Source organism: Pseudomonas sp. PICF6 (assembly GCF_009831705.1).
GTDB lineage: Bacteria > Pseudomonadota > Gammaproteobacteria > Pseudomonadales > Pseudomonadaceae > Aquipseudomonas > Aquipseudomonas rhizophila.
In genome coordinates, this window is record NZ_WUUD01000028.1 from 29079 (window position 1) to 48569 (window position 19491).

General features: G+C 60.7%; 20 protein-coding genes and 1 pseudogene. 17 read left to right on the forward strand and 4 right to left on the reverse strand.

The annotated features are described in order from the left end of the window. From panB to GSM73_RS19495, 8 genes and pseudogenes are all read left to right on the forward strand, one after another. A pseudogene (gene panB / locus GSM73_RS27595) lies at nt 1-102 on the forward strand (3-methyl-2-oxobutanoate hydroxymethyltransferase); the annotation flags it as partial. After that, a complete protein-coding gene (gene panC / locus GSM73_RS19465; RefSeq protein ID WP_047229850.1) occupies nt 99-959 on the forward strand; it encodes a pantoate--beta-alanine ligase in 861 nt (286 codons plus the stop codon). The pseudogene panB and the gene panC, both read left to right, overlap by 4 nt. 240 nt (nt 960-1199) lie before the next feature. Beyond that, on the forward strand, nt 1200-1580 hold the full coding sequence (gene panD, locus GSM73_RS19470) for an aspartate 1-decarboxylase (protein WP_047229851.1): 381 nt from the start codon (nt 1200-1202) through the stop codon (nt 1578-1580). Nucleotides 1581-1896: 316 nt separating this feature from the next. Next, on the forward strand, nt 1897-3561 hold the full coding sequence (pgi, locus tag GSM73_RS19475) for a glucose-6-phosphate isomerase (RefSeq protein WP_047229852.1): 1665 nt from the start codon (nt 1897-1899) through the stop codon (nt 3559-3561). Between the two features lie 205 nt (nt 3562-3766). Further along, complete coding sequence (acs, locus tag GSM73_RS19480) at nt 3767-5704, forward strand: acetate--CoA ligase (protein ID WP_047229853.1); 1938 nt, start codon at nt 3767-3769, stop codon at nt 5702-5704. A 134-nt stretch (nt 5705-5838) separates the two neighbouring features. Next, complete coding sequence (locus GSM73_RS19485) at nt 5839-6855, forward strand: class I SAM-dependent rRNA methyltransferase (RefSeq protein ID WP_107322949.1); 1017 nt, start codon at nt 5839-5841, stop codon at nt 6853-6855. Nucleotides 6856-6974: 119 nt separating this feature from the next. Beyond that, nucleotides 6975-9908, forward strand: coding sequence for a DUF748 domain-containing protein (locus GSM73_RS19490; protein ID WP_160893591.1), 2934 nt, complete (start codon nt 6975-6977; stop codon nt 9906-9908). Between the two features lies 1 nt (nt 9909). After that, nucleotides 9910-10206, forward strand: coding sequence for a DUF2845 domain-containing protein (locus GSM73_RS19495; RefSeq protein ID WP_047229856.1), 297 nt, complete (start codon nt 9910-9912; stop codon nt 10204-10206). Nucleotides 10207-10529: 323 nt separating this feature from the next. Here GSM73_RS19495 and GSM73_RS19500 read toward each other — a convergent pair whose 3' ends face one another. Next, nucleotides 10530-10883: a BON domain-containing protein gene (locus GSM73_RS19500; RefSeq protein WP_047229857.1), complete on the reverse strand. Its 354-nt coding sequence runs from the start codon at nt 10881-10883 to the stop codon at nt 10530-10532. 280 nt (nt 10884-11163) lie between these two features. Continuing rightward, complete coding sequence (locus GSM73_RS19505; protein WP_047229858.1) at nt 11164-11583, reverse strand: pilin; 420 nt, start codon at nt 11581-11583, stop codon at nt 11164-11166. Nucleotides 11584-11808: 225 nt separating this feature from the next. Between GSM73_RS19505 and pilB the strand changes: the two genes are divergently transcribed. The 5 genes from pilB to yacG are packed head-to-tail and all read left to right on the forward strand — an operon-like array spanning nt 11809 to nt 16432. Next, nucleotides 11809-13509, forward strand: a complete 1701-nt coding sequence (gene pilB / locus GSM73_RS19510) for a type IV-A pilus assembly ATPase PilB (protein ID WP_047229859.1) — start codon at nt 11809-11811, stop codon at nt 13507-13509. Between the two features lie 2 nt (nt 13510-13511). Continuing rightward, entirely contained in the window at nt 13512-14729 is a 1218-nt protein-coding gene (locus GSM73_RS19515; protein ID WP_076386354.1) for a type II secretion system F family protein, read from the forward strand. Nucleotide 14730: 1 nt separating this feature from the next. Beyond that, entirely contained in the window at nt 14731-15600 is an 870-nt protein-coding gene (locus GSM73_RS19520) for an A24 family peptidase (RefSeq protein WP_047229861.1), read from the forward strand. 11 nt (nt 15601-15611) lie between these two features. Then, on the forward strand, nt 15612-16235 hold the full coding sequence (gene coaE, locus GSM73_RS19525) for a dephospho-CoA kinase (RefSeq protein ID WP_139051186.1): 624 nt from the start codon (nt 15612-15614) through the stop codon (nt 16233-16235). After that, the gene (gene yacG, locus GSM73_RS19530) at nt 16232-16432 is read left to right on the forward strand and encodes a DNA gyrase inhibitor YacG (protein ID WP_047229863.1); all 201 of its coding nucleotides are present in this window, start codon (nt 16232-16234) and stop codon (nt 16430-16432) included. The genes coaE and yacG overlap by 4 nt, the downstream gene beginning before the upstream one ends. A gap of 32 nt (nt 16433-16464) precedes the next feature. On the opposite strand, the gene GSM73_RS19535 is transcribed toward yacG, so the two are convergent. Together GSM73_RS19535 and GSM73_RS19540 are read right to left on the reverse strand one after the other, a co-directional pair. Further along, the gene (locus tag GSM73_RS19535) at nt 16465-16680 is read right to left on the reverse strand and encodes a hypothetical protein (RefSeq protein ID WP_076386357.1); all 216 of its coding nucleotides are present in this window, start codon (nt 16678-16680) and stop codon (nt 16465-16467) included. A 63-nt stretch (nt 16681-16743) separates the two neighbouring features. Continuing rightward, nucleotides 16744-17430 carry an energy-coupling factor ABC transporter permease gene (locus GSM73_RS19540; protein ID WP_047229865.1) on the reverse strand — a complete coding sequence of 229 codons (687 nt, stop codon included), beginning with the start codon at nt 17428-17430 and terminating at the stop codon, nt 16744-16746. Between the two features lie 145 nt (nt 17431-17575). On the opposite strand from GSM73_RS19540, the gene GSM73_RS19545 reads away from it, so the two are divergent. The 4 genes from GSM73_RS19545 to GSM73_RS27600 all read left to right on the forward strand — a co-directional run. Next, complete coding sequence (locus tag GSM73_RS19545; RefSeq protein WP_047229866.1) at nt 17576-18202, forward strand: DUF1780 domain-containing protein; 627 nt, start codon at nt 17576-17578, stop codon at nt 18200-18202. Beyond that, on the forward strand, nt 18199-18726 hold the full coding sequence (locus GSM73_RS19550; RefSeq protein ID WP_047229867.1) for an MOSC domain-containing protein: 528 nt from the start codon (nt 18199-18201) through the stop codon (nt 18724-18726). The genes GSM73_RS19545 and GSM73_RS19550 overlap by 4 nt, the downstream gene beginning before the upstream one ends. A gap of 52 nt (nt 18727-18778) precedes the next feature. Continuing rightward, nucleotides 18779-18952 (forward strand): DUF3094 family protein, encoded by a 174-nt coding sequence (locus GSM73_RS19555; RefSeq protein WP_076386361.1) that lies wholly within the window; start codon nt 18779-18781, stop codon nt 18950-18952. A 60-nt stretch (nt 18953-19012) separates the two neighbouring features. Next, a partial coding sequence (locus GSM73_RS27600; RefSeq protein WP_256676991.1) for an NAD(P)/FAD-dependent oxidoreductase occupies nt 19013-19491 on the forward strand: 479 nt, incomplete at its 3' end.

Here is a 19491-nt window from a genome sequence, read left to right on the forward strand (position 1 = left end):
TTCATGGCCGGGCAAGCGACCATCCAGGCCGCCCTGGGCGCCTACGTTGCCGAAGTCAAAGCGGCGACCTTCCCTGGCGTCGAGCACGGATTTTCTGCATGAACACCGTCAAAACCGTACGCGAACTGCGGGCCGCCGTGGCCCGCGCCCGCAGCGAAGGCAAACGCATTGCTTTCGTGCCGACCATGGGCAACCTGCACAGCGGCCATATGGCGCTGATCACCAAAGCGGCGCAGCGGGCCGACTTCGTGGTGGCGAGCATTTTCGTCAACCCGCTGCAATTCGGTGCCGGCGAAGACCTGGACAAATACCCGCGCACTTTGGCTGCCGATCAGGAAAAACTGCTCCAGGCCGGCTGCCATCTGCTGTTCGCTCCAACCGTCGAAGAGATGTACCCCGACGGCATGGCCGGACAGACCCGGGTCAGTGTCCCGCAACTGTCCGAAGGCCTGTGCGGCGCCAGCCGTCCGGGGCATTTCGAGGGCGTGGCAACGGTGGTCAGCAAACTGTTCAACATGGTCCAGCCTGACCTTGCGGTGTTCGGCCAGAAGGACTTCCAGCAACTGGCGGTGATCCGCGCGCTGGTCCATGACCTGAACATGCCGATTCAGATCATCGGTGAGCCGACCGTTCGCGCCGAAGATGGTCTGGCGCTGTCGTCACGCAACGGCTTCCTCAGCCCTGAACAACGCGCGGTGGCACCCGTGGTCTATCGCAGCCTGAGCCAGATTGCCGAGGCGATCAGGCTGGGGCGGCGGGATTTCCCGGTGCTGGTGGCCGAGCAGGTCAAGCAACTGGAAACTGCCGGCTTGCGTCCTGATTATCTGGAAGTCCGCCACGCCCGTACCTTGCGTCCGGCCACGGCCGAGGATCGTGATCTGGTGATTCTGGTTGCCGCTTTCCTGGGCACCACCCGGTTGATCGATAACCTGCACCTGGACCTCGACGCACTCGCCTGAACACCCTAGCCCAATGGGGGCCTTGTGGGAGCCAGGCTTGCTCGCGATAGCAGTCTAAAAGTCGACATATGTGTTGAATTTGACGGCGTCATCGCGAGCAAGCTTTGCTCCCACAGCCTTCGCTTCCACAAGGGATAGACGGTGTTTTACAGACTGCATTCTCACATCTCTTGTGTATTGCTGCCTCCAGAGCCTTCGGGCAAACTGCCCGCCGTTCGGACCCGACCAGAGGAAACATTCATGCACGCCATCATGCTCAAGGCCAAGCTGCACCGCGCCGAAGTCACTCACGCCGTGCTCGACTACGAAGGCTCCTGCGCCATTGATGGTGAGTGGCTGGACCTGTCGGGTATCCGCGAATACGAACAGATCCAGATCTACAACGTCGACAACGGTGAACGCTTCACCACCTATGCAATCCGTGGCGAAGAAGGCTCGCGAATGATTTCGGTCAACGGCGCTGCGGCGCACAAGGCCAAGGTGGGTGACCGGGTGATCATCTGCGCCTACGCCCATTACAGCGAAGCCGAACTGGCCAACTTCAAGCCCCGCATGCTGTACATGGCCCCGGGCAACGAACTGAGCCACACCAGCAATGCCATCCCGGTTCAGGTCGCCTGACCGAACCCTGTGCCGCTCCCTCGGTGTGCAAGCTTGGGGAGCACGCTTTGCTCCCACAGCGGGCATTCCCCAGAATAGGGATTTTGTGCCAGGGAACATCGCCGCGCTTCCGTCTGTCGGACCAATCCCGCCCCTGTTGTATAAAAAAGTACCGGGAAACGGTCTGACAAAGCCAAGACAGATCGCAACGCGAGGTTTACTGTAGTCGCCCTGTGCCCATAGATCGTGTCGACGCAGTTGTCCGGACGCCCCCAGAGGCCATGCCGGAATTTTTAGTGTACAAAAGGTCGTTCAAGTAAAAAGGAAACCCGCAGCGATGGCGTATTACCGAACCCCTCACGACGTGACCGCTCTGCCTGCTTGGCAAGCGCTGAATGACCACCGCAAAGCCATGCAGGATTTCAGCATGCGCGAAGCGTTCCATGCCGATCCGCAGCGTTTCAATCAATTCACTCTGTCGAGCTGCGGCCTGTTTCTCGACTACTCAAAGAACCTGATCAACGCCCAGACCCGTGACCTGCTGGTGTGCCTGGCCAATGAAGTCGACCTCAAGGGCGCGATCAAGGCGCTGTTCGAAGGCGAAATCGTCAATGCCTCCGAGAGCCGCCCGGCCCTGCATACCGCGCTGCGCCGCCCTGTGGGCGATAAACTGCTGGTGAACGGCGCCGACGTCATGCCCGACGTACACAAGGTGTTGAACCAAATCACTGATCTGGTGGGGCGCATCCATGACGGCCTGTGGCGCGGCTACACCGAGAAACCGATTACCGACGTGGTGAACATCGGCATCGGTGGCTCTTTCCTCGGCCCGGAACTGGTCTCCGAAGCGCTGCTGTCTTACGCGCAAAAAGGCGTGCGCTGTCACTACCTGGCGAACATCGACGGCAGCGAGTTCCATGAACTGACCATGAAGTTGCGCGCCGAGACCACGCTGTTCATCGTCTCGTCGAAATCCTTCAACACCCTCGAAACCCTGAAGAACGCCCAGGCTGCCCGTGCCTGGTACCTGGCCCAGGGCGGTTCCGAAGCCGAGCTGTACCGCCACTTCATCGCCGTATCGAGCAATAACGCCGCCGCCGTGGCCTTCGGCATCCGCGAAGAAAACATCTTCCCGATGTGGGATTGGGTCGGCGGGCGCTACTCGCTGTGGTCGGCCATCGGCTTGCCGATCGCCCTGGCCATCGGCATGTCGAACTTCAAGGAATTGCTCTCCGGCGCCTATTCCATGGACCAGCATTTCCAGAGCGCGCCGTTCGAACAGAACATGCCGGTACTGCTGGCGCTGCTGGGCGTGTGGTACGGCAACTTCTGGGGCGCGCAAAGCCACGCGATCCTGCCGTACGACCACTACCTGCGCAACATCACCAAGCACTTGCAGCAACTGGACATGGAATCCAACGGCAAGAGTGTGCGCCAGGACGGCACTCCGGTGTCTACCGACACAGGTCCTGTGATCTGGGGTGGCGTCGGTTGTAATGGTCAGCACGCCTACCACCAGTTGCTGCACCAGGGTACCCAGTTGATCCCGGCAGACTTCATCGTGCCGATCGTCAGCTTCAACCCGGTTTCCGATCACCACCAGTGGCTGTACGCCAACTGCCTGTCCCAGAGCCAGGCACTGATGCTGGGCAAGACCCGCGCCGAAGCCGAAGCGGAACTGCGTGACAAAGGTGCGAGCGAAGAAGACGTGCAGAAACTGGCCTCCCACAAGGTGATCCCGGGCAACCGTCCGAGCAACACCTTGGTGGTCGAACGCATCAGCCCACGTCGCCTTGGCGCATTGGTAGCGCTGTATGAACATAAAGTGTTCGTGCAAAGCGTGGTCTGGGGCATCAACGCTTTCGACCAATGGGGCGTGGAGCTGGGCAAGGAATTGGGCAAGGGCGTCTACAACCGTCTGGTGGGCAGCGAAGAAAGCGCGGCCGAAGACCCTTCGACCCAGGGTTTGATCAACTACTTCCGCGGGCGTCATCGCGGCTGATCCTCAAGTAGTTATCAAGGCCCGCGTTACCTTTGTGGGAGCGAGCCTGCTCGCGATGGCGGTGGATCAGTTGACACAGATGTTGACTGACACAGCGCCATCGCGAGCAGGCTCGCTCCCACAGTTGATTTGTACATGACTTGAACCCTCCGGCTACTCGGCGCATCTTTATGACTTGTCGCAAAAACAAGAATAAGGAACCGTCATGTTCGATATCAGCCAGTACCCCCAAGCCGATGCCGTCCGCCGGGCTGCGCAACTGAGTCAGGACGAGTACACGCGGCTCTACAAAGAATCCATCGAACATCCCAGCGCTTTCTGGGGCGAGCAGGCCACGCGCTTTCTCGACTGGATGACGCCTTGGCAAACCGTCCAGCGCTATGACCTCAAGATCGGCGACGCCACCTGGTTCGCCGGGGGCAAGCTGAACGTCAGCGCCAACTGCATCGACCGCCACCTGGAGACACGTGGCGACCAGACGGCGATCATCTGGGAAGGCGACAACCCCGCCGAATCGGCAGAAATCACCTACAAAAAACTTCATCACCATGTTTGCCGCCTGGCCAACGTGCTGAAAAGCCGCGGCGTGAAGAAAGGCGATCGGGTCTGCATCTACATGCCGATGATCCCTGAGGCGGCCTACGCCATGCTTGCCTGCACACGGATTGGCGCGGTGCATTCGGTGGTGTTCGGCGGTTTTTCACCGGACTCGCTGCGCGACCGGATTCTCGACGCCGATTGCCGCACCGTGATCACAGCCGACGAAGGCGTGCGCGGCGGACGATTCATACCGCTCAAACGCAACGTCGATAAGGCCCTGGAAAGTTGCCCGAACGTCAGCACCGTGCTGGTGGTCGAGCGCACCCAGGGCGAAGTGGCCTGGGTCGAAGGCCGCGACCTGTGGTACCACCAGGCCATGCACGACATGAGCGACGATTGCCCGCCGGAACCGATGGACGCCGAGGACCCGCTGTTCATCCTCTACACCTCCGGCAGCACCGGCAAGCCCAAGGGCGTACTGCACACCACAGGTGGTTATCTGCTGCAAGCGGCGATGACGTTCAAGTACGTGCTCGATTACCGCGACAACGAAGTGTTCTGGTGCACCGCCGACGTCGGTTGGGTCACCGGTCACAGTTACATCGTCTACGGCCCGCTGGCCAACGGCGCCACCACGCTGATCTTCGAAGGCGTACCGAGCTACCCCAGCAGTTCGCGCTTCTGGCAGGTGATCGACAAACATCAAGTCAATATTTTCTACACCGCGCCGACGGCCCTGCGAGCGCTGATGCGCGAAGGTGCCGGACCGTTGCAGGAAACGTCGCGCAAAAGCCTGCGATTGCTCGGCAGCGTCGGTGAGCCGATCAACCCGGAAGCGTGGGAATGGTACTTCAACGTGGTCGGCGAACAGCGCTGCCCGATTGTCGACACCTGGTGGCAGACCGAGACCGGCGGCATCATGCTCAGCCCGCTGGTGAGTGCGCCGCGGCTCAAGCCGGGCTGCGCCACCCGACCGATGTTTGGCGTGCAACCGGTGTTGCTGGATGAAACCGGCAAGGAAATCCATGGCGCCGGCAGCGGTGTGCTGGCGATCAAGGCGAGCTGGCCGGGGCAGATTCGCAGCGTTTATGGCGACCACTCCCGCATGGTCGACACCTATTTCAAGCCCTACCCCGGCTATTACTTCACCGGCGACGGCGCCCGTCGAGACGAAGATGGCGATTACTGGATCACCGGGCGCATCGACGATGTGATCAACGTCTCCGGTCACCGCATCGGCACTGCCGAAATAGAAAGTGCCTTGGTGCTGCACGACAACATCGCCGAAGCGGCAGTGGTCGGTTACCCCCACGACCTCAAAGGCCAGGGCATCTACGCTTTCGTCACGCCGATGGACGGAATCGAGGCCAACGACGCGTTGAAAAAGGAATTGCTGGACCACGTCAGCAAGGAGATCGGCAGCTTCGCCAAACCGGAACTGATCCAGTGGGCGCCGGCACTGCCCAAGACCCGCTCGGGCAAGATCATGCGGCGCATCCTGCGCAAGATTGCCTGCAACGAGCTCGACAGCCTCGGTGATACCTCGACCCTGGCCGATCCAAGCGTGGTGGAGGGGCTGATCGACAAGCGCCTTAATCGCTGAGCGAATGACTCGGTTCCCCTGAGGCATCGAGTCCTTGCGTCGCTGGACTGTGGGAGCACAGCTTGCTCCCACAAATCCCCTCGCCACAGAAACTGCTAAACTCCCGCGCCTCATTTCCTTAAGGCGCGCCCGGCATGTCTTCCTTGAATCAGGCGCTGCGCGCCGCCCTCGATCAGCGTCAGGACCTGCTCGGCCAATTGCACCAGCAAGGCACCGATTGCTATCGCTTGTTCCATGGCAGCCAGGAAGGCGCCCCTGGCCTGACGGTCGACCGCTACGGCCCGCAATTGCTGGTGCAAAGTTTCCATCAGTCACTGGAACGCGATGCCTTGCTGCAATTGCACGGTATCGTCAACGAGTGCCTGGGCCTGGACACCCTGCTGGTCTACAACGATCGCGCCCGGGGCAATTCGCGCGTCGACCGCCAGGACACCGTTTACCAGGCTGACGAAGCCGCCCTGCAAGACCTTGTCGGCCGTGAATGGGGTCTGAACTACCGCGTGCGCGGGCGCCATGCCGGGCAGGATCCATTGCTGTTTCTCGACCTGCGCAACGCCCGGGGCTGGGTCAAGGAACACAGCCGTCACAAAAGCGTGCTGAACCTGTTCGCCTACACCTGCGGCGTCGGCCTGAGCGCCGCGGCCGGTGGCGCGCGCGAGGTGTGCAACCTGGACTTTGCCGAAGGCAACCTGGCGGTGGGGCGCGAGAACGGTTTGCTCAACCCTGATCTGCCGCCCATGGATTTCGTGCAATCGGATTACTTCCCGGCCATCCGCCAACTGGCCGGCCTGCCCATCAGTCAGCGACGCGGGCAGAAGCTGCCAGGTTATGTGCGCCTGGAGCAACGCCAATACGACCTGGTGCTGCTCGACCCGCCCGCCTGGGCCAAGAGCGCGTTCGGCACTGTCGACCTCTTGCGCGATTACCAGAGCCTGCTCAAGCCGGCGCTGCTCACCACCGCTGAAAATGGCGTGCTGATCTGCTGCAACAACCTGGCAAAAGTCTCCATGGACGACTGGCGCGAGCAGGTGCTGCGCTGCGCGGAAAAGGCCGGCCGCCCGGTGCGCGAATGGAAAATACTGACACCCGGCAGCGATTTCCCCTCGCTGGACCAGCAGCCGCCACTCAAGACGTTGATCCTTCAGCTCTGAACCAGCGGTTCAACTCCTACGCCGAAAACGGACAAATCTGATAAATCACAGTGGCTTCGGAACCGTAAACGCATGCCATACTCCAAGGCACTCCGAATTCACACCAGATGAAGCCGCACATGCCCAAAGGATTGATTCGCGCTTTCGGCGCCCTGTTGACCGTACTGGCCCTCTACAGCCTGCTGGGTTTTCTGATATTACCCGGTGTCGCCTTGCGGATCGCCAATCAACAACTGGCCGACCATGCAACGGTGCCAGCCCAGATTCAGCGTATCGAGCTCAATCCCTTCAGCCTCGAAGTCACGCTTTGGGGCCTGAATGTCGGCGAACCGGGCAAGGAGCAGGTCGCCTTCGAACGGCTGTACACCAACCTGCAGCTCGACAGCCTCTGGTCCGGCGCCCTGCACCTGACCGATATCGAGCTGGACAAGCCCAAGACCGAGATCATGTTCGCCAAGGACGGTCAGTTGAACCTGTTGGGCCTGTTCAAGCTGCCGGCCAGCGAACCCACCCCGGCCGACCCCGACGCCAAGCCGTTTCCCCTGCGAATCGACCGGATCAAACTGGCGGGCGGTTACCTGCATTTTCAGGACCTGCGTCCCAGCGAGCCCATCGAGTTTCTGTACGACACCCTTGATTTCGAGCTCAAGAACCTCAGCACACTGCCCGACGACAACGCCGACATGACCCTGGTGGCCGTCAGCCCTCAAGGCGGCCGGGTCGACTGGACCGGCAACTTCAGCCTCACGCCGATCGCCTCCGAGGGCAAGATCAAAGTCACCGACGGCCAGATGAAAGTCTGGTGGCCCTACGTACGCGACGCGGTACCGCTGGTGCTGGAAAACGGCGTGCTGAACCTGAGTACCGACTACAAGCTCAACCTGGCCAAGGGCACCGAACTGCTGCTTAACAACGTGGCCGTCAGCGTGGCCCCCTTCTCCATCAAGGCGCCGGATGGCCGTCCATTGGCGAAGCTCGAACGCCTGGATGTGAGTGATACAACCGTCGACCTGGCCAAGCAACAAGTCATCGTCGGCAAGATCCGCAGCCAGAAGCTGGAAACCTGGGCCGCGCGCGAGGCGGATGGGCAACTGGACTGGCAAAAACTCTTCGCCAGTCAGCCGGCCAAACCGCAGGTCAAGGTCGAAACGGCGTCGGCCCCGGCAGCCGCCGACTCGCCCAAGCCTGAACCCCAGGCACCGAGCAAGCCCTGGCAGGTGCTGTTGAAGGACGTGCAACTGCGCAATTACCAGGTGCACCTGGCCGACCGTCAGGCGCAACCTGCCGTGGCCCTGGACGTGGGCCCGCTGAACCTCGACCTGCAGAACTACGACACCCTCAACGGCTCACCCTTTACCCTCAAGCTGGATACCGGGATAGGCAAACAGGGCAAGATCCTGGCTGACGGCGAGGTCAACCTGAACCCGATCACCGCCCGGCTCAAGGTCAAGACCCAGGACATCGACCTGCGGGTCGCCCAGGCCTACATCAACCCGTTCATTAGCCTGGAACTGCGCTCCGGGATGCTCGGCAGCGACCTGGCGGTGGACCTCAAGAGCACCGAGCCGCTGGCATTCGCCGTCACCGGTCGCGCCCAGGTCGATCAACTGCACACCCTCGATACCCTCAGGACCCGGGACTTCATCAAGTGGAAACAGTTGGTGCTCGAAGGGCTCAACTATCAGCACGGCGACAGCCTGTCGATCGACAAGGTCAACCTGTACCAGCCTTACGCGCGATTCATGATCAACCCAGACCGCACCACCAACGTCGATGACCTGCTGATCCCGCAACCGGCCGACAGTGGTACGAACAACAGCCCGGCAAAACCGGCATCCCAGGAGAAACCGCTGGGCATCCACGTCGGCGGCATTGCCATCAACGATGGCTCGGCCAACTTCGCCGACTTCAGCCTGACGCCGAACTTCGCCACGGCTATCCAGCAGCTCAACGGCCAGATCGGCACCATCGACAGCCGCCAGGCCAAGCCGGCCACCGTGGACATCAACGGCAAGGTCGACCGCTACGCGCCTGTCACCATCAAAGGGGCGCTCAACCCCTTCGACCCGATGGCCAGCCTCGACATCGCCACCAGTTTCAAACGGGTCGAACTGACGACCCTGACACCCTATTCCGGCAAATTCGCCGGCTATCGCATCCGCAAGGGCCGACTCAACCTCGACCTGCACTACCGGATCACCAAAGGCAAGTTGCTGGCCGACAACAAAGTGGTGGTCGAGCAACTGCAACTGGGGGAAAAGGTCGACAGCCCGGACGCCGTGAGCCTGCCGCTCAAGCTGGCCGTCGCGCTGCTGAAGGATTCCGAAGGCAGGATTTCCATCGAGCTGCCGGTTTCCGGCGACCTCAATGACCCGCAATTCAGCGTGATGCCAATTGTCTGGCAAACCCTGCGCAACCTGGTGGTACGGGCGGCCCAGGCGCCATTCAAACTCATCGGTGGGCTGGTGGCCGGGGGTGCCTCGCAAGACTTGGGCAGCGTGTCATTCGCCCCGGGCTCAAGCGAACTGAACCCGGACAACGAAGGCACGCTGCTCAAGTTGTCCGAAGCCCTCGGTAAACGTCCGGAGTTGCGCCTGGAGATCGAAGGCACCGCCGCCCAAAGCAGCGACGGTCCGCTGCTCGCCGCCCAGCGTCTGGAACGCGAATACCAGTACAACTACTACAAGATGCTGCAGCGCAGAGGCGACAAAGTCCCTGCCAAGGCCTCGCTGCTGGAGGTGCCCGAGGATGAAAAGGCACCGCTGCTCGAAGGCATCTATCGCACCCGTCTCAAGACCCAGCCACCGGTCGAATGGACGCAACTGGATAAAAAGGCCCGCACGGAAAAACTGCGCGAAGGCGTGATCTCGTTCTGGAGTGGCAACGAAGTGCTGTTGCGCCAGCTGGGACAGGAGCGCGCCAGCAGCATCAAGGATTTCCTGGTGGACAAAGGGCAATTGGCCGATGACCGTGTGTATTTCATCGACGCCAGCCTCGGTCAGGCCGAAAGCGACGGGCGCGTGATCACCCCCATGCATCTGGACGCCGAATAAGATGAAACGTCTGTACGGGCTTAGCCTGATCTTGCTGCTCGCCAGCGGCCAGACGTCGGCAGCCGATACATTGCGCTGTGGCAGCCAGTTGATCAGCGTCGGTGACCGCTCCAGCGAAGTCCTGCAAAAATGCGGGCAACCCGCGGCGCGGGATGACCTGGGCTACAAACGCAGCGTCAATCGCCGGGAAGAATACCCGGTGGAAGAATGGACCTACGGCCCCAACAGTGGCATGTACCAGTACCTGCGTTTCGAGGGGAATCGGTTGGTGCAGATCACCAGCAAGCGGGGGCGCTGAGCGGTTCTGTCATTCAGGTTGAGATGGCGTGGGATGTGCCGCCGCCAATCGCGAGCAGGCTCCCTCCCACATTCGAACGCATCTTGCCGAAGAAGCTCGTCCACTGTGGGAGCGAGCCTGCTCGCGAAATCGGCCAGTCGATTTCCCAGATGGGTCCCTGAATACTTTTCCATTGCGCAATAGAACAGGCCCCCGGCACGAATGCCGGGGGCCTGTAATGGCCACTTCCGTGTGGCCTTCGCATGAACTCCAAAGCAACGGCAAACGTATGTCTCAGCCCGCTTGCCGTGCCTTCTCCCGGTCCAGGCGAGAAGCCTTGAGTCTTACTCGGATTTCAGGCCGTCAGCCGAAACGTCTCGGACGCCTTTGATTTTCTTGGTAATCGCCACGGCGGTGTCTTTTTGCGCGTCGGTCAGGACAGTAGTCGACGACAGCGACACTACGCCTTTATTGGTTTCTACCTTGATATCGGAACCTGGGATGCCTTTTTCAGTGACCAGATCGGCTTTGACCTTGGTGGTGATCCAGGTATCAGAAACATCTTCTTTGGCTTCTGTCACTTCACCAGCAGCCAGCATCATCGGAGCCTGAGTTGCTTGAGTGGTCTCGGCGAAAGCGCTAGCCATGGTCAGAGTCAGGGCGGTGGCAGCTGCGGCAGTGATAGCGAACTTCTTCATACGAGTAACTCCTGTTTTTCTCAAAAACTGCCGGAGGTGTTTCCCGGCAGGGTTATCAGGAGTAGTGCGAAGGCTGTGCCAGTTTTCACGAATTAATTAATTCTTTTAAAATCAAATAGTTAAGCGAAACGGCAATTTTCACAATCATGCAAAATGCATGGCCTGCTGATTTGGGACATGCAAGTTGCGGCTTTTTCGGCGCTCCCTAAGTTTATGAATTGTTGAGGTTTTCCTGGGCAAGGGGAAAAGCCCCTCGCCACCGGCTCAACCAGACCCAAAATCAGGGTGCAGCGGCCCCCGTGCAACCGGCGGGCAAGAATTCCTGGACGGCCGTCGAAGCGCAGGTCCAGACACCGGCTGCTGAACGGGAAAGGGTGATTGCCTTGCCGAGAACGGGAGCTGGCGCATTCAGCAGGGTGCATGCAATGGTTCCGGTTCCGTCCGCTGCAGTACCTGAAGCGGTCAGGGTGCAATTGCTGGTGGGCGATGTTCCGCCGATGTTGGCTAACGTCGGGTTGGTTCCCTGGTTCATGACGTCCTCGAACGGCACCTTCAACGCGGAGACTTCCGCCAGCCCCGCCGTAGCTTTCGCCCGCGCTTGATACTTGGAATACTGCGGCAACGCAAACGTCGCCAGGATGCCGATGATCGCCACAACGATCAGCAACTCGATCAAGGTAAAACCGTTTTGCTTATTCATAGATAATCTCCAAAGCATGAGGTGGAGTCTCATGACCTGAGGAGGCCATTGCATGGCATGTGCCAACCCTGTCGCGCCCGCTGGCAAGGGACTTCGACCCGCCGCGTCCCTATGTCCTACCCCAACAAGCGCACTATCTGACGTTTTTTGTCACTGCGCCCCGCTGGTTTGGTCTGGATGCTTGACTAGGCTATAAGTCATGAACTGTCCGCGTCCGGAATTCCCATGAATGACATCGCCTTAAGCGGTCTGGCCAAGCAATTGGTACTGGCCGAACTGATCACCGAGCAAAGTGCGCAGCAGGCGTACCAACAAGCCCAAAGCAGTCGCATGCCCCTGGTCAGTTACCTGGTGCAGAACAAACTGGTCCAGAGTCGCCAGGTGGCGGAAATTGCCTCGGAGCATTTCGGCGTGGCCCTGCTGGACCTCAACAGCCTGGACAAGGAAACCCAACCCACCGGCCTTGTCAGCGAAAAACTGGTGCGCCAGCACCACGCCCTGCCGCTGTGGCGGCGTGGCAACAAGCTGTTCGTGGGCATCTCCGACCCCACCAATCACCAGGCCATCAATGACATTCAGTTCAGCACCGGCTTGACCACCGAAGCCATTCTGGTGGAGGACGACAAGCTCAGCGACGCCATCGAAAAGTTTTTCGAATCCACCAGCACCGGCCTGGAAGGCATGGGCGATGTCGACCTCGACGGCCTGGACATCGAGTCGATCGATGATCACAAGCAAGACTCCATCGCCGGCCAGGACACCGACGATGCGCCGGTGGTGCGGTTCGTCAACAAGATGCTGCTGGACGCGATCAAGGGCGGCTCCTCCGACCTGCACTTTGAACCCTATGAAAAAATCTACCGGGTGCGGGTGCGTACCGACGGCATGCTGCGAGAGGTGGCCCGCCCGCCGATCCAGTTGGCCACCCGCATCGCCGCGCGCCTGAAGGTCATGGCCAGCCTTGATATTTCCGAGCGGCGCAAACCCCAGGACGGGCGCCTGAAAATGCGCCTGTCGAAAAACAAGTCCATCGACTTCCGGGTCAACACCCTGCCGACGCTCTGGGGTGAAAAAGTGGTGATCCGGATCCTCGACCCCTCCAGCGCGCAGATGGGTATCGATGCCCTGGGCTACGAGCCGGACCAGAAAGAGCTGTACATGGCGGCGCTCAAACAACCACAAGGGTTGATTCTGGTGACCGGGCCCACCGGCTCTGGCAAAACTGTGTCGCTCTATACCGGGCTCAATATCCTCAACACTGTGGACATCAATATTTCCACCGCTGAGGATCCGGTGGAAATCAACATGGAAGGCATCAACCAGGTCAACGTGAATCCGCGCCAGGGTCTGGATTTCGCCCAGGCCCTGCGCTCGTTCCTGCGCCAGGACCCGGACGTGATCATGGTGGGCGAGATCCGCGACCTGGAAACCGCCGAAATCGCCATCAAGGCCGCCCAGACCGGACACATGGTGCTCTCCACCCTGCACACCAACAGCGCCGCCGAAACCCTGATCCGCCTGCACAACATGGGCATTCCCGGCTTCAACATCGCCACGGCGGTCCACCTGATCATCGCCCAGCGACTGGCGCGCAAGCTGTGCCCGCATTGCAAAAGGGCCATCGAGATTCCCGAAGAAACCCTGCTCAAGGAAGGCTTCCCCCGGGAACGCATCGGCTCGTTCACGATCTATGAGCCGGTCGGTTGCGAACAGTGCAACAACGGCTACAAGGGGCGCGTGGGGGTTTACGAAGTGGTCAGGAATACGCCCGAGCTGCAACGGCTGATCATGGCCGAGGGCAACTCGTTGGAAATCGACCTGCAAATGCGCAAGGACGGTTTTAATGACCTACGCGCCTCGGGACTGCTCAAAGTGATGCAAGGCATCACCAGCCTCGAAGAAATCAACCGGGTCACCAAGGATTGAACATGGCGGTCAAGGCAATAAAAACCGACGTTTACACGTGGGAAGGCAAAGACCGCAAAGGCACGAAAATGACCGGCGAACTGACTGGGCAGAGCCCGGCCCTGGTCAAGGCCCAGTTGCGCAAACAAGGCATCAACCCAGGCAAGGTTCGCAAGAAGTCCACCTCGATATTCAGCAAGGGCAAGCGTATCAAGCCATTGGATATCGCCCTGTTCACTCGGCAGATGGCGACCATGCTCAAGGCCGGAGTGCCCTTGTTGCAGGCGTTCGACATCATTGGCGAAGGCTTCGACAACGCCAACATGCGCAAGCTGGTGGACGAGGTGAAACAGGAAGTCGCCGCCGGCAACAGCTTCGCCGCGTCGTTGCGCAAGAGCCCGCAGTACTTCGACGAACTGTACTGCAACCTGGTGGACGCCGGTGAACAGGCCGGCGCCCTGGATACGCTGCTGGAGCGCGTCGCGACCTACAAGGAAAAAAGCGAAGCCCTCAAGGCCAAGATCAAGAAAGCCATGACCTACCCCGCGGCCGTGGTGCTCGTCGCCGCCGTGGTCACGGGTATTCTGCTGGTCAAGGTGGTGCCGCAGTTCGAATCGGTATTCTCCGGGTTCGGCGCCCAACTGCCGGCCTTCACGGTGATGGTCATCGGCCTGTCGGAGTTCATGCAGCAGTGGTGGTGGATGCTGCTGGGCGGCGCGGTGGCGGCGTTCTTCGGTGTCAAACATGCACTCAAGCGCTCCCAGGGCTTGCGTGACTGGCGCGATAAATGGCTGCTCAAACTGCCGCTGATCGGCACCCTGATGTACAAATCCGCCGTGGCCCGCTACGCCCGGACCCTGTCCACGACATTCGCGGCCGGCGTGCCGCTGGTGGAAGCCCTGGACTCGGTATCAGGCGCCACCGGTAACGTGGTGTTCAAACGCGCGGTACAACGCATCCGGCAGGATGTCTCGACCGGCATGCAATTGAATTTTTCCATGCGTGCTTCAGGCATATTCCCGAACATGGCGATCCAGATGACCGCCATCGGCGAGGAGTCCGGCGCGCTGGACGACATGCTCGACAAAGTGGCGAGCTTTTATGAAGCCGAGGTGGACAATCTGGTGGACAATCTCACCAGCCTGATGGAACCGTTCATCATGGTGGTCCTGGGGGTGGTCGTCGGCGGCCTGGTGGTTGCCATGTACCTGCCCATCTTTCAACTCGGCTCTGCGATCTGACATGCCCCTGACTGAGTTTTTCGCACTGTATCCCCTGGCCTTTGTGCTCGCCGCGTTGTTGCTCGGACTGATCATCGGCAGTTTCCTCAACGTCCTGGTGTGGCGCCTGCCCAAGATGCTCTCGCGCGAATGGCGGCTGCAAGCCCATGACTTGCTGGGCCTGCCCGCCGAAGCCCCTGGCCCGGTCTACAACCTGATGCTGCCGCATTCCCAGTGCCCGCACTGCGGCCACCGCATCCGGGCCTGGGAAAACATTCCGCTATTGAGTTACCTGGCATTGCGCGGTCGTTGCTCCAGTTGTGCCGCGCCCATCGGCCGGCGCTATCCCCTGACCGAACTGGCCTGCGGCATCCTGTCGGCGTTCGTCGCCTGGTATTTCGGCTTTGGCTGGCAGGCCGCAATGGTGATGGTGCTGACCTGGGGCCTACTGGGCATGAGCCTGATCGATGCCGAGCACCAATTGTTGCCCGACACCCTGGTGCTGCCGTTGTTGTGGCTGGGCTTGATCGTCAACAGCTTCGGGTTGTTCGTCCCCTTGAATCAGGCGATGTGGGGCGCCGTGGCCGGCTATCTGGCGCTGTGGTCGGTGTTCTGGGTGTTCAAATTGATCACTGGCAAGGAAGGCATGGGCTACGGGGATTTCAAGCTGCTGGCGATGCTGGGCGCCTGGGGCGGCTGGCAGATCCTGCCGCTGACGTTGCTGTTGTCATCGCTGGTGGGCGCCGTTATCGGGGTCATTGTGCTGCGCCTGCGTGATGCTCCGACATCGACGCAAATCCCCTTTGGGCCCTATCTGGCCATTGCCGGCTGGATTGCCTTGCTCTGGGGTGGTCAAATAACCGACTTCTATTGGCAGTCTGTCGGTTCCTAATGTCGATTTTAATGAATAGCCCCGCAGAAAAACCCTGGATTCTCGGCCTGACTGGCGGTATCGGCAGCGGCAAAAGCGCGGCGGCCCAGCACTTTATCGACCTGGGCGTACACGTCGTCGACGCCGATCACGCGGCCCGCTGGGTGGTCGAACCCGGACGCCCGGCGCTGGCCAAGATCGCCGAACATTTTGGCCCCGGCGTATTGCAGGCCGACGGCACACTGGACCGAGCGGCGCTGCGCCAACTGATTTTCGAGAATGCCGAGCAACGCCGCTGGCTCGAGGCGCTGCTGCATCCGTTGATCGCCGAGGAAATCGCTCATCATCTGGCCCAGGCACAATCACCCTACGCGATTCTGGTGTCGCCGCTGTTGATCGAGTCCGGCCAGTACGCCATGACCCAGCGGATCCTGGTGATCGATGTACCGGAACAACTACAGATCGAACGCACCTTGCAGCGCGACAAGACCAGCGAGCAACAGGTCCAGGCGATCCTCAAGGCCCAGTCCAGCCGTCAGGATCGCTTGAGCCATGCCGACGACGTGGTGGTCAATGACCGCGACCTCGCCTGGCTGCACAGCGAGGTCGAGCGCCTGCATCACTTTTACCTTACTTTGCGTGGAGGCCAGTCATGAGCCAAACCCCAACCGTTGATTGCCCAACCTGTGGCGCCCCTGTGGAATGGAGCCCGGAAAACACCTTCCGGCCCTTCTGCTCCGACCGCTGCAAACTGATCGACCTGGGCGCCTGGGCGTCGGAAGAACACAAGATCCCGGTCAGCCCCGATGCCGAGGACGACCTGTTCAGCGAAGAGTTCGAGCCTCGCCACTAGGGAGCCATGAGTTTCCCCACCGCGTTGTCGCCTTAAGGCCGCATGAAGCCGTAGTCCTGTTCATCGTCGAGATTCTCCGCCAGGAAACTCAGTTCATCGGCCAGGTCTTCAGCACTGCGCACCGCCTTGCTCTGCTGCACGATCGCACTGAGCAAGGCCCGCAGGCTAAGGCCCGGGTCGAAGCCGATTTCCACTGCCGCATCCTGGCTGCGCCTGATCTCTTGTCTCGCCCACTCATAAACACTCATGGTTGTGCTCCTGGAATTTTTCCAGAGCATGAAGCGCACCCGGCTGCTCAGCCTTGATGTGAATCAAGGCTTGTCGTCATCCTTCCAGGGGGCCGACAGATAGCGCGTACGGTTGAAGGTCTCCAGCCATTCGGGGCTGAACACCACCAACGCACTGACCACCATGCCGTTGATAAACGCCTCGGGAAAGATGATCAGCCAGAGGTAGCCGATGAAATCTTCCAGCCAGTAAGGCATGGCGAACACCCCGTCGTACCACAGCAGGCCAAGCCCCACCAGCAGGCACAACAACGCCGAAAGCGCGGCGGCGAGAAATCCCGAACAGAAGATGTACACGAACAGATTGCGCGGTTGGGCGCGTTCCACCAGGATCGCGCAGCACTCGGTGACCAGCACCGGCAGCAAAATCAGCAACGCACCGTTGATACCCACCGCCGCCATGTCCTGGCGTCCCAGCAGCACCAGGGCCAGCTGGGCGCAAAGGCCGCCGAGAATCGCCAGCGGCCAGTCCAGCAGCAGTGTCACGGCGGTCATGCCGATGAAGTGATACGAGACGCCGGTATCGAAATCCCGTCGCACCAGCCACAACATGAACACGGCCAGGACTGTGCCGAACAGCAAGTGCTGGCGACGGCTGTCGGTGAACAGCTCCACCCATGGCGCCCGTGCTACGGCCCAGGCCAGCACCGGCACATAAATCAGCCAGCCGACCGTCAACGTCTGCGCAGACAGCAGTTCGGCACCGATCATGGCGCTACTCCTCTGGCTTGTCCTTGCATCAAAGACTCCATGATCACCTCAGGATTCAAGCCAGCAGTCTACACCCCACCCTTAACCGGCCATAAATCAATGCAACGCTTCCAGCTTGTCGCAATTGAACGCTAAGCTTGGGCTCATGGATGATTCAGATTATTTACGCCTGCTGACCATCGCGGCCGAGCAAGCCAACGCCTTTCTCTCCAATGCCCGCAAATGGGAGCGTGAGCGTTGGGTCTGCCAGCGTCTGCTGCAAGGGCTGAACGTACCCTATCGCGCCGACGAGTTCGCCCCTGCGGGAGAGCCGCCGGACGTATTGTTTCGCGATGCCAACTTCGAGGTGTTTTTTGTCCTCGACGAAGGCCGTCGCCTCAATGACGAATGGCGCGACGAGCTGCAGCGCCGCCGTAGCGCTTTCTCCCTGAGCCAACTGGTGCGCCGCGAAGCCAAGCCCCGACGCATCCCGGCCAATGAATTCCTGCTGCGCCTGGCCCCGACCCTGCGCAAGAAAGCCCACAACTACACCGAACGCGGCATGGATCTGGGGGAGCTGGACATCATCGCCTTCGCCAGCCTCAAGCGCGAAGTGCTGGACCTCAACAGCCATTTCCCGCCGCCGACCGAATACCTGCGCCAGGGTTGGCGCTCGCTGTCGCTGGTGGGGCCGACGTTTGCCCGGGTGCTGTTCGCCCATCCCGATGCGCCGGATTTCCTGCGCAGCAATCTGGGGCGCAGCATCGTGTTCGATGTCGGGATCAGCCTGTGAGCCCGTTGCAGGAACTGATTGCCGCTGTGCCCCAGCAAGGCCGCGTACGCTGGATAGGCGTGCGACCCCAGGGCCATGCACCCATGATTGCACTGGACGCCGTGGAGGCACGCCTGGAAGCCGGTCTGACGGGCGATCATGCCCGTCCCGGCGTGCGCAATGCCCGGCAAGTCACCTTGATTCAGTGGGAACACCTGGCCGTGATCGGTTCACTGATGGGCCGCCCGGTGGATCAGCCGGTGTTGCCGCAAGAGCTGCGACGCAACCTGGTGGTCAGCGGTATCAATCTGTTCAGCCTCAAGGGCCGGCGCTTTCGCATCGGCCAGGCCATCTTCGAAACCACCGGCTGGTGCCAGCCGTGCGCGCGACTGGAGCGCAACCTCGGCGAAGGGACGTTCCAGGCCGTGCGCGGCCATGGCGGAATCACCGCACGGGTGTTAAAAAGTGGAATCATTCGCCTGGACGACAGCTTGAGTGTCGAACCTGTTCCGGCGAGCGGCTACGCTGCTTTCAATGCCGGATAGCCAGACGCTGTAGCGTCTATACCTTTCGCAACGTCTACCTGCCGAGGCCTTTATGACCAGCCGCCTGAACCCGGAAGACCAGAAGCATGTCGAAGAGTACCTGCAACTGTCCCAGCACCGAGTCGAGCGCCGGCCTTTCCGGCCGTGGATGCTCCTGGTGGTGGTACTGGCCATCACCATCGGCCTGGGCCTGTTGAGCCGACTGATCAGTTACCTGACGCTATGAGCCGCTTGATGCTCGCGCGGGTAACGGCACCGATTTCCTTTAGCCTTGCGAGATATCCCCATGACTCATCGTATTGTCATCGTTGGCGGCGGCGCCGGCGGTCTGGAGTTGGCTACCCGTCTGGGTAAGACTCTGGGCAAGCGCGGCACGGCCAGTGTGATGCTGGTCGACGCGAACCTGACCCATATCTGGAAACCGCTGTTGCACGAAGTGGCTGCCGGTTCCCTGAACTCCTCCGAAGACGAACTCAACTACGTCGCCCAGGCAAAATGGAACCATTTCGGGTTCCAGCTGGGGCGCATGAGCGGTCTGGATCGCGAGCGCAAGAGCATCCAGCTGGCCGCCACCTATGACGAGGCGGGCCTGGAACTACTGCCGGCTCGTGAACTGGGTTACGACACTCTGGTGATCGCCGTCGGCAGCACCACCAATGACTTCGGCACCGAAGGCGCGGCGCAGCATTGCCTGTTCCTCGACACGCGCAAACAGGCCGAGCGTTTCCATCAGCAATTGCTCAACCATTATCTGCGCGCCCATGC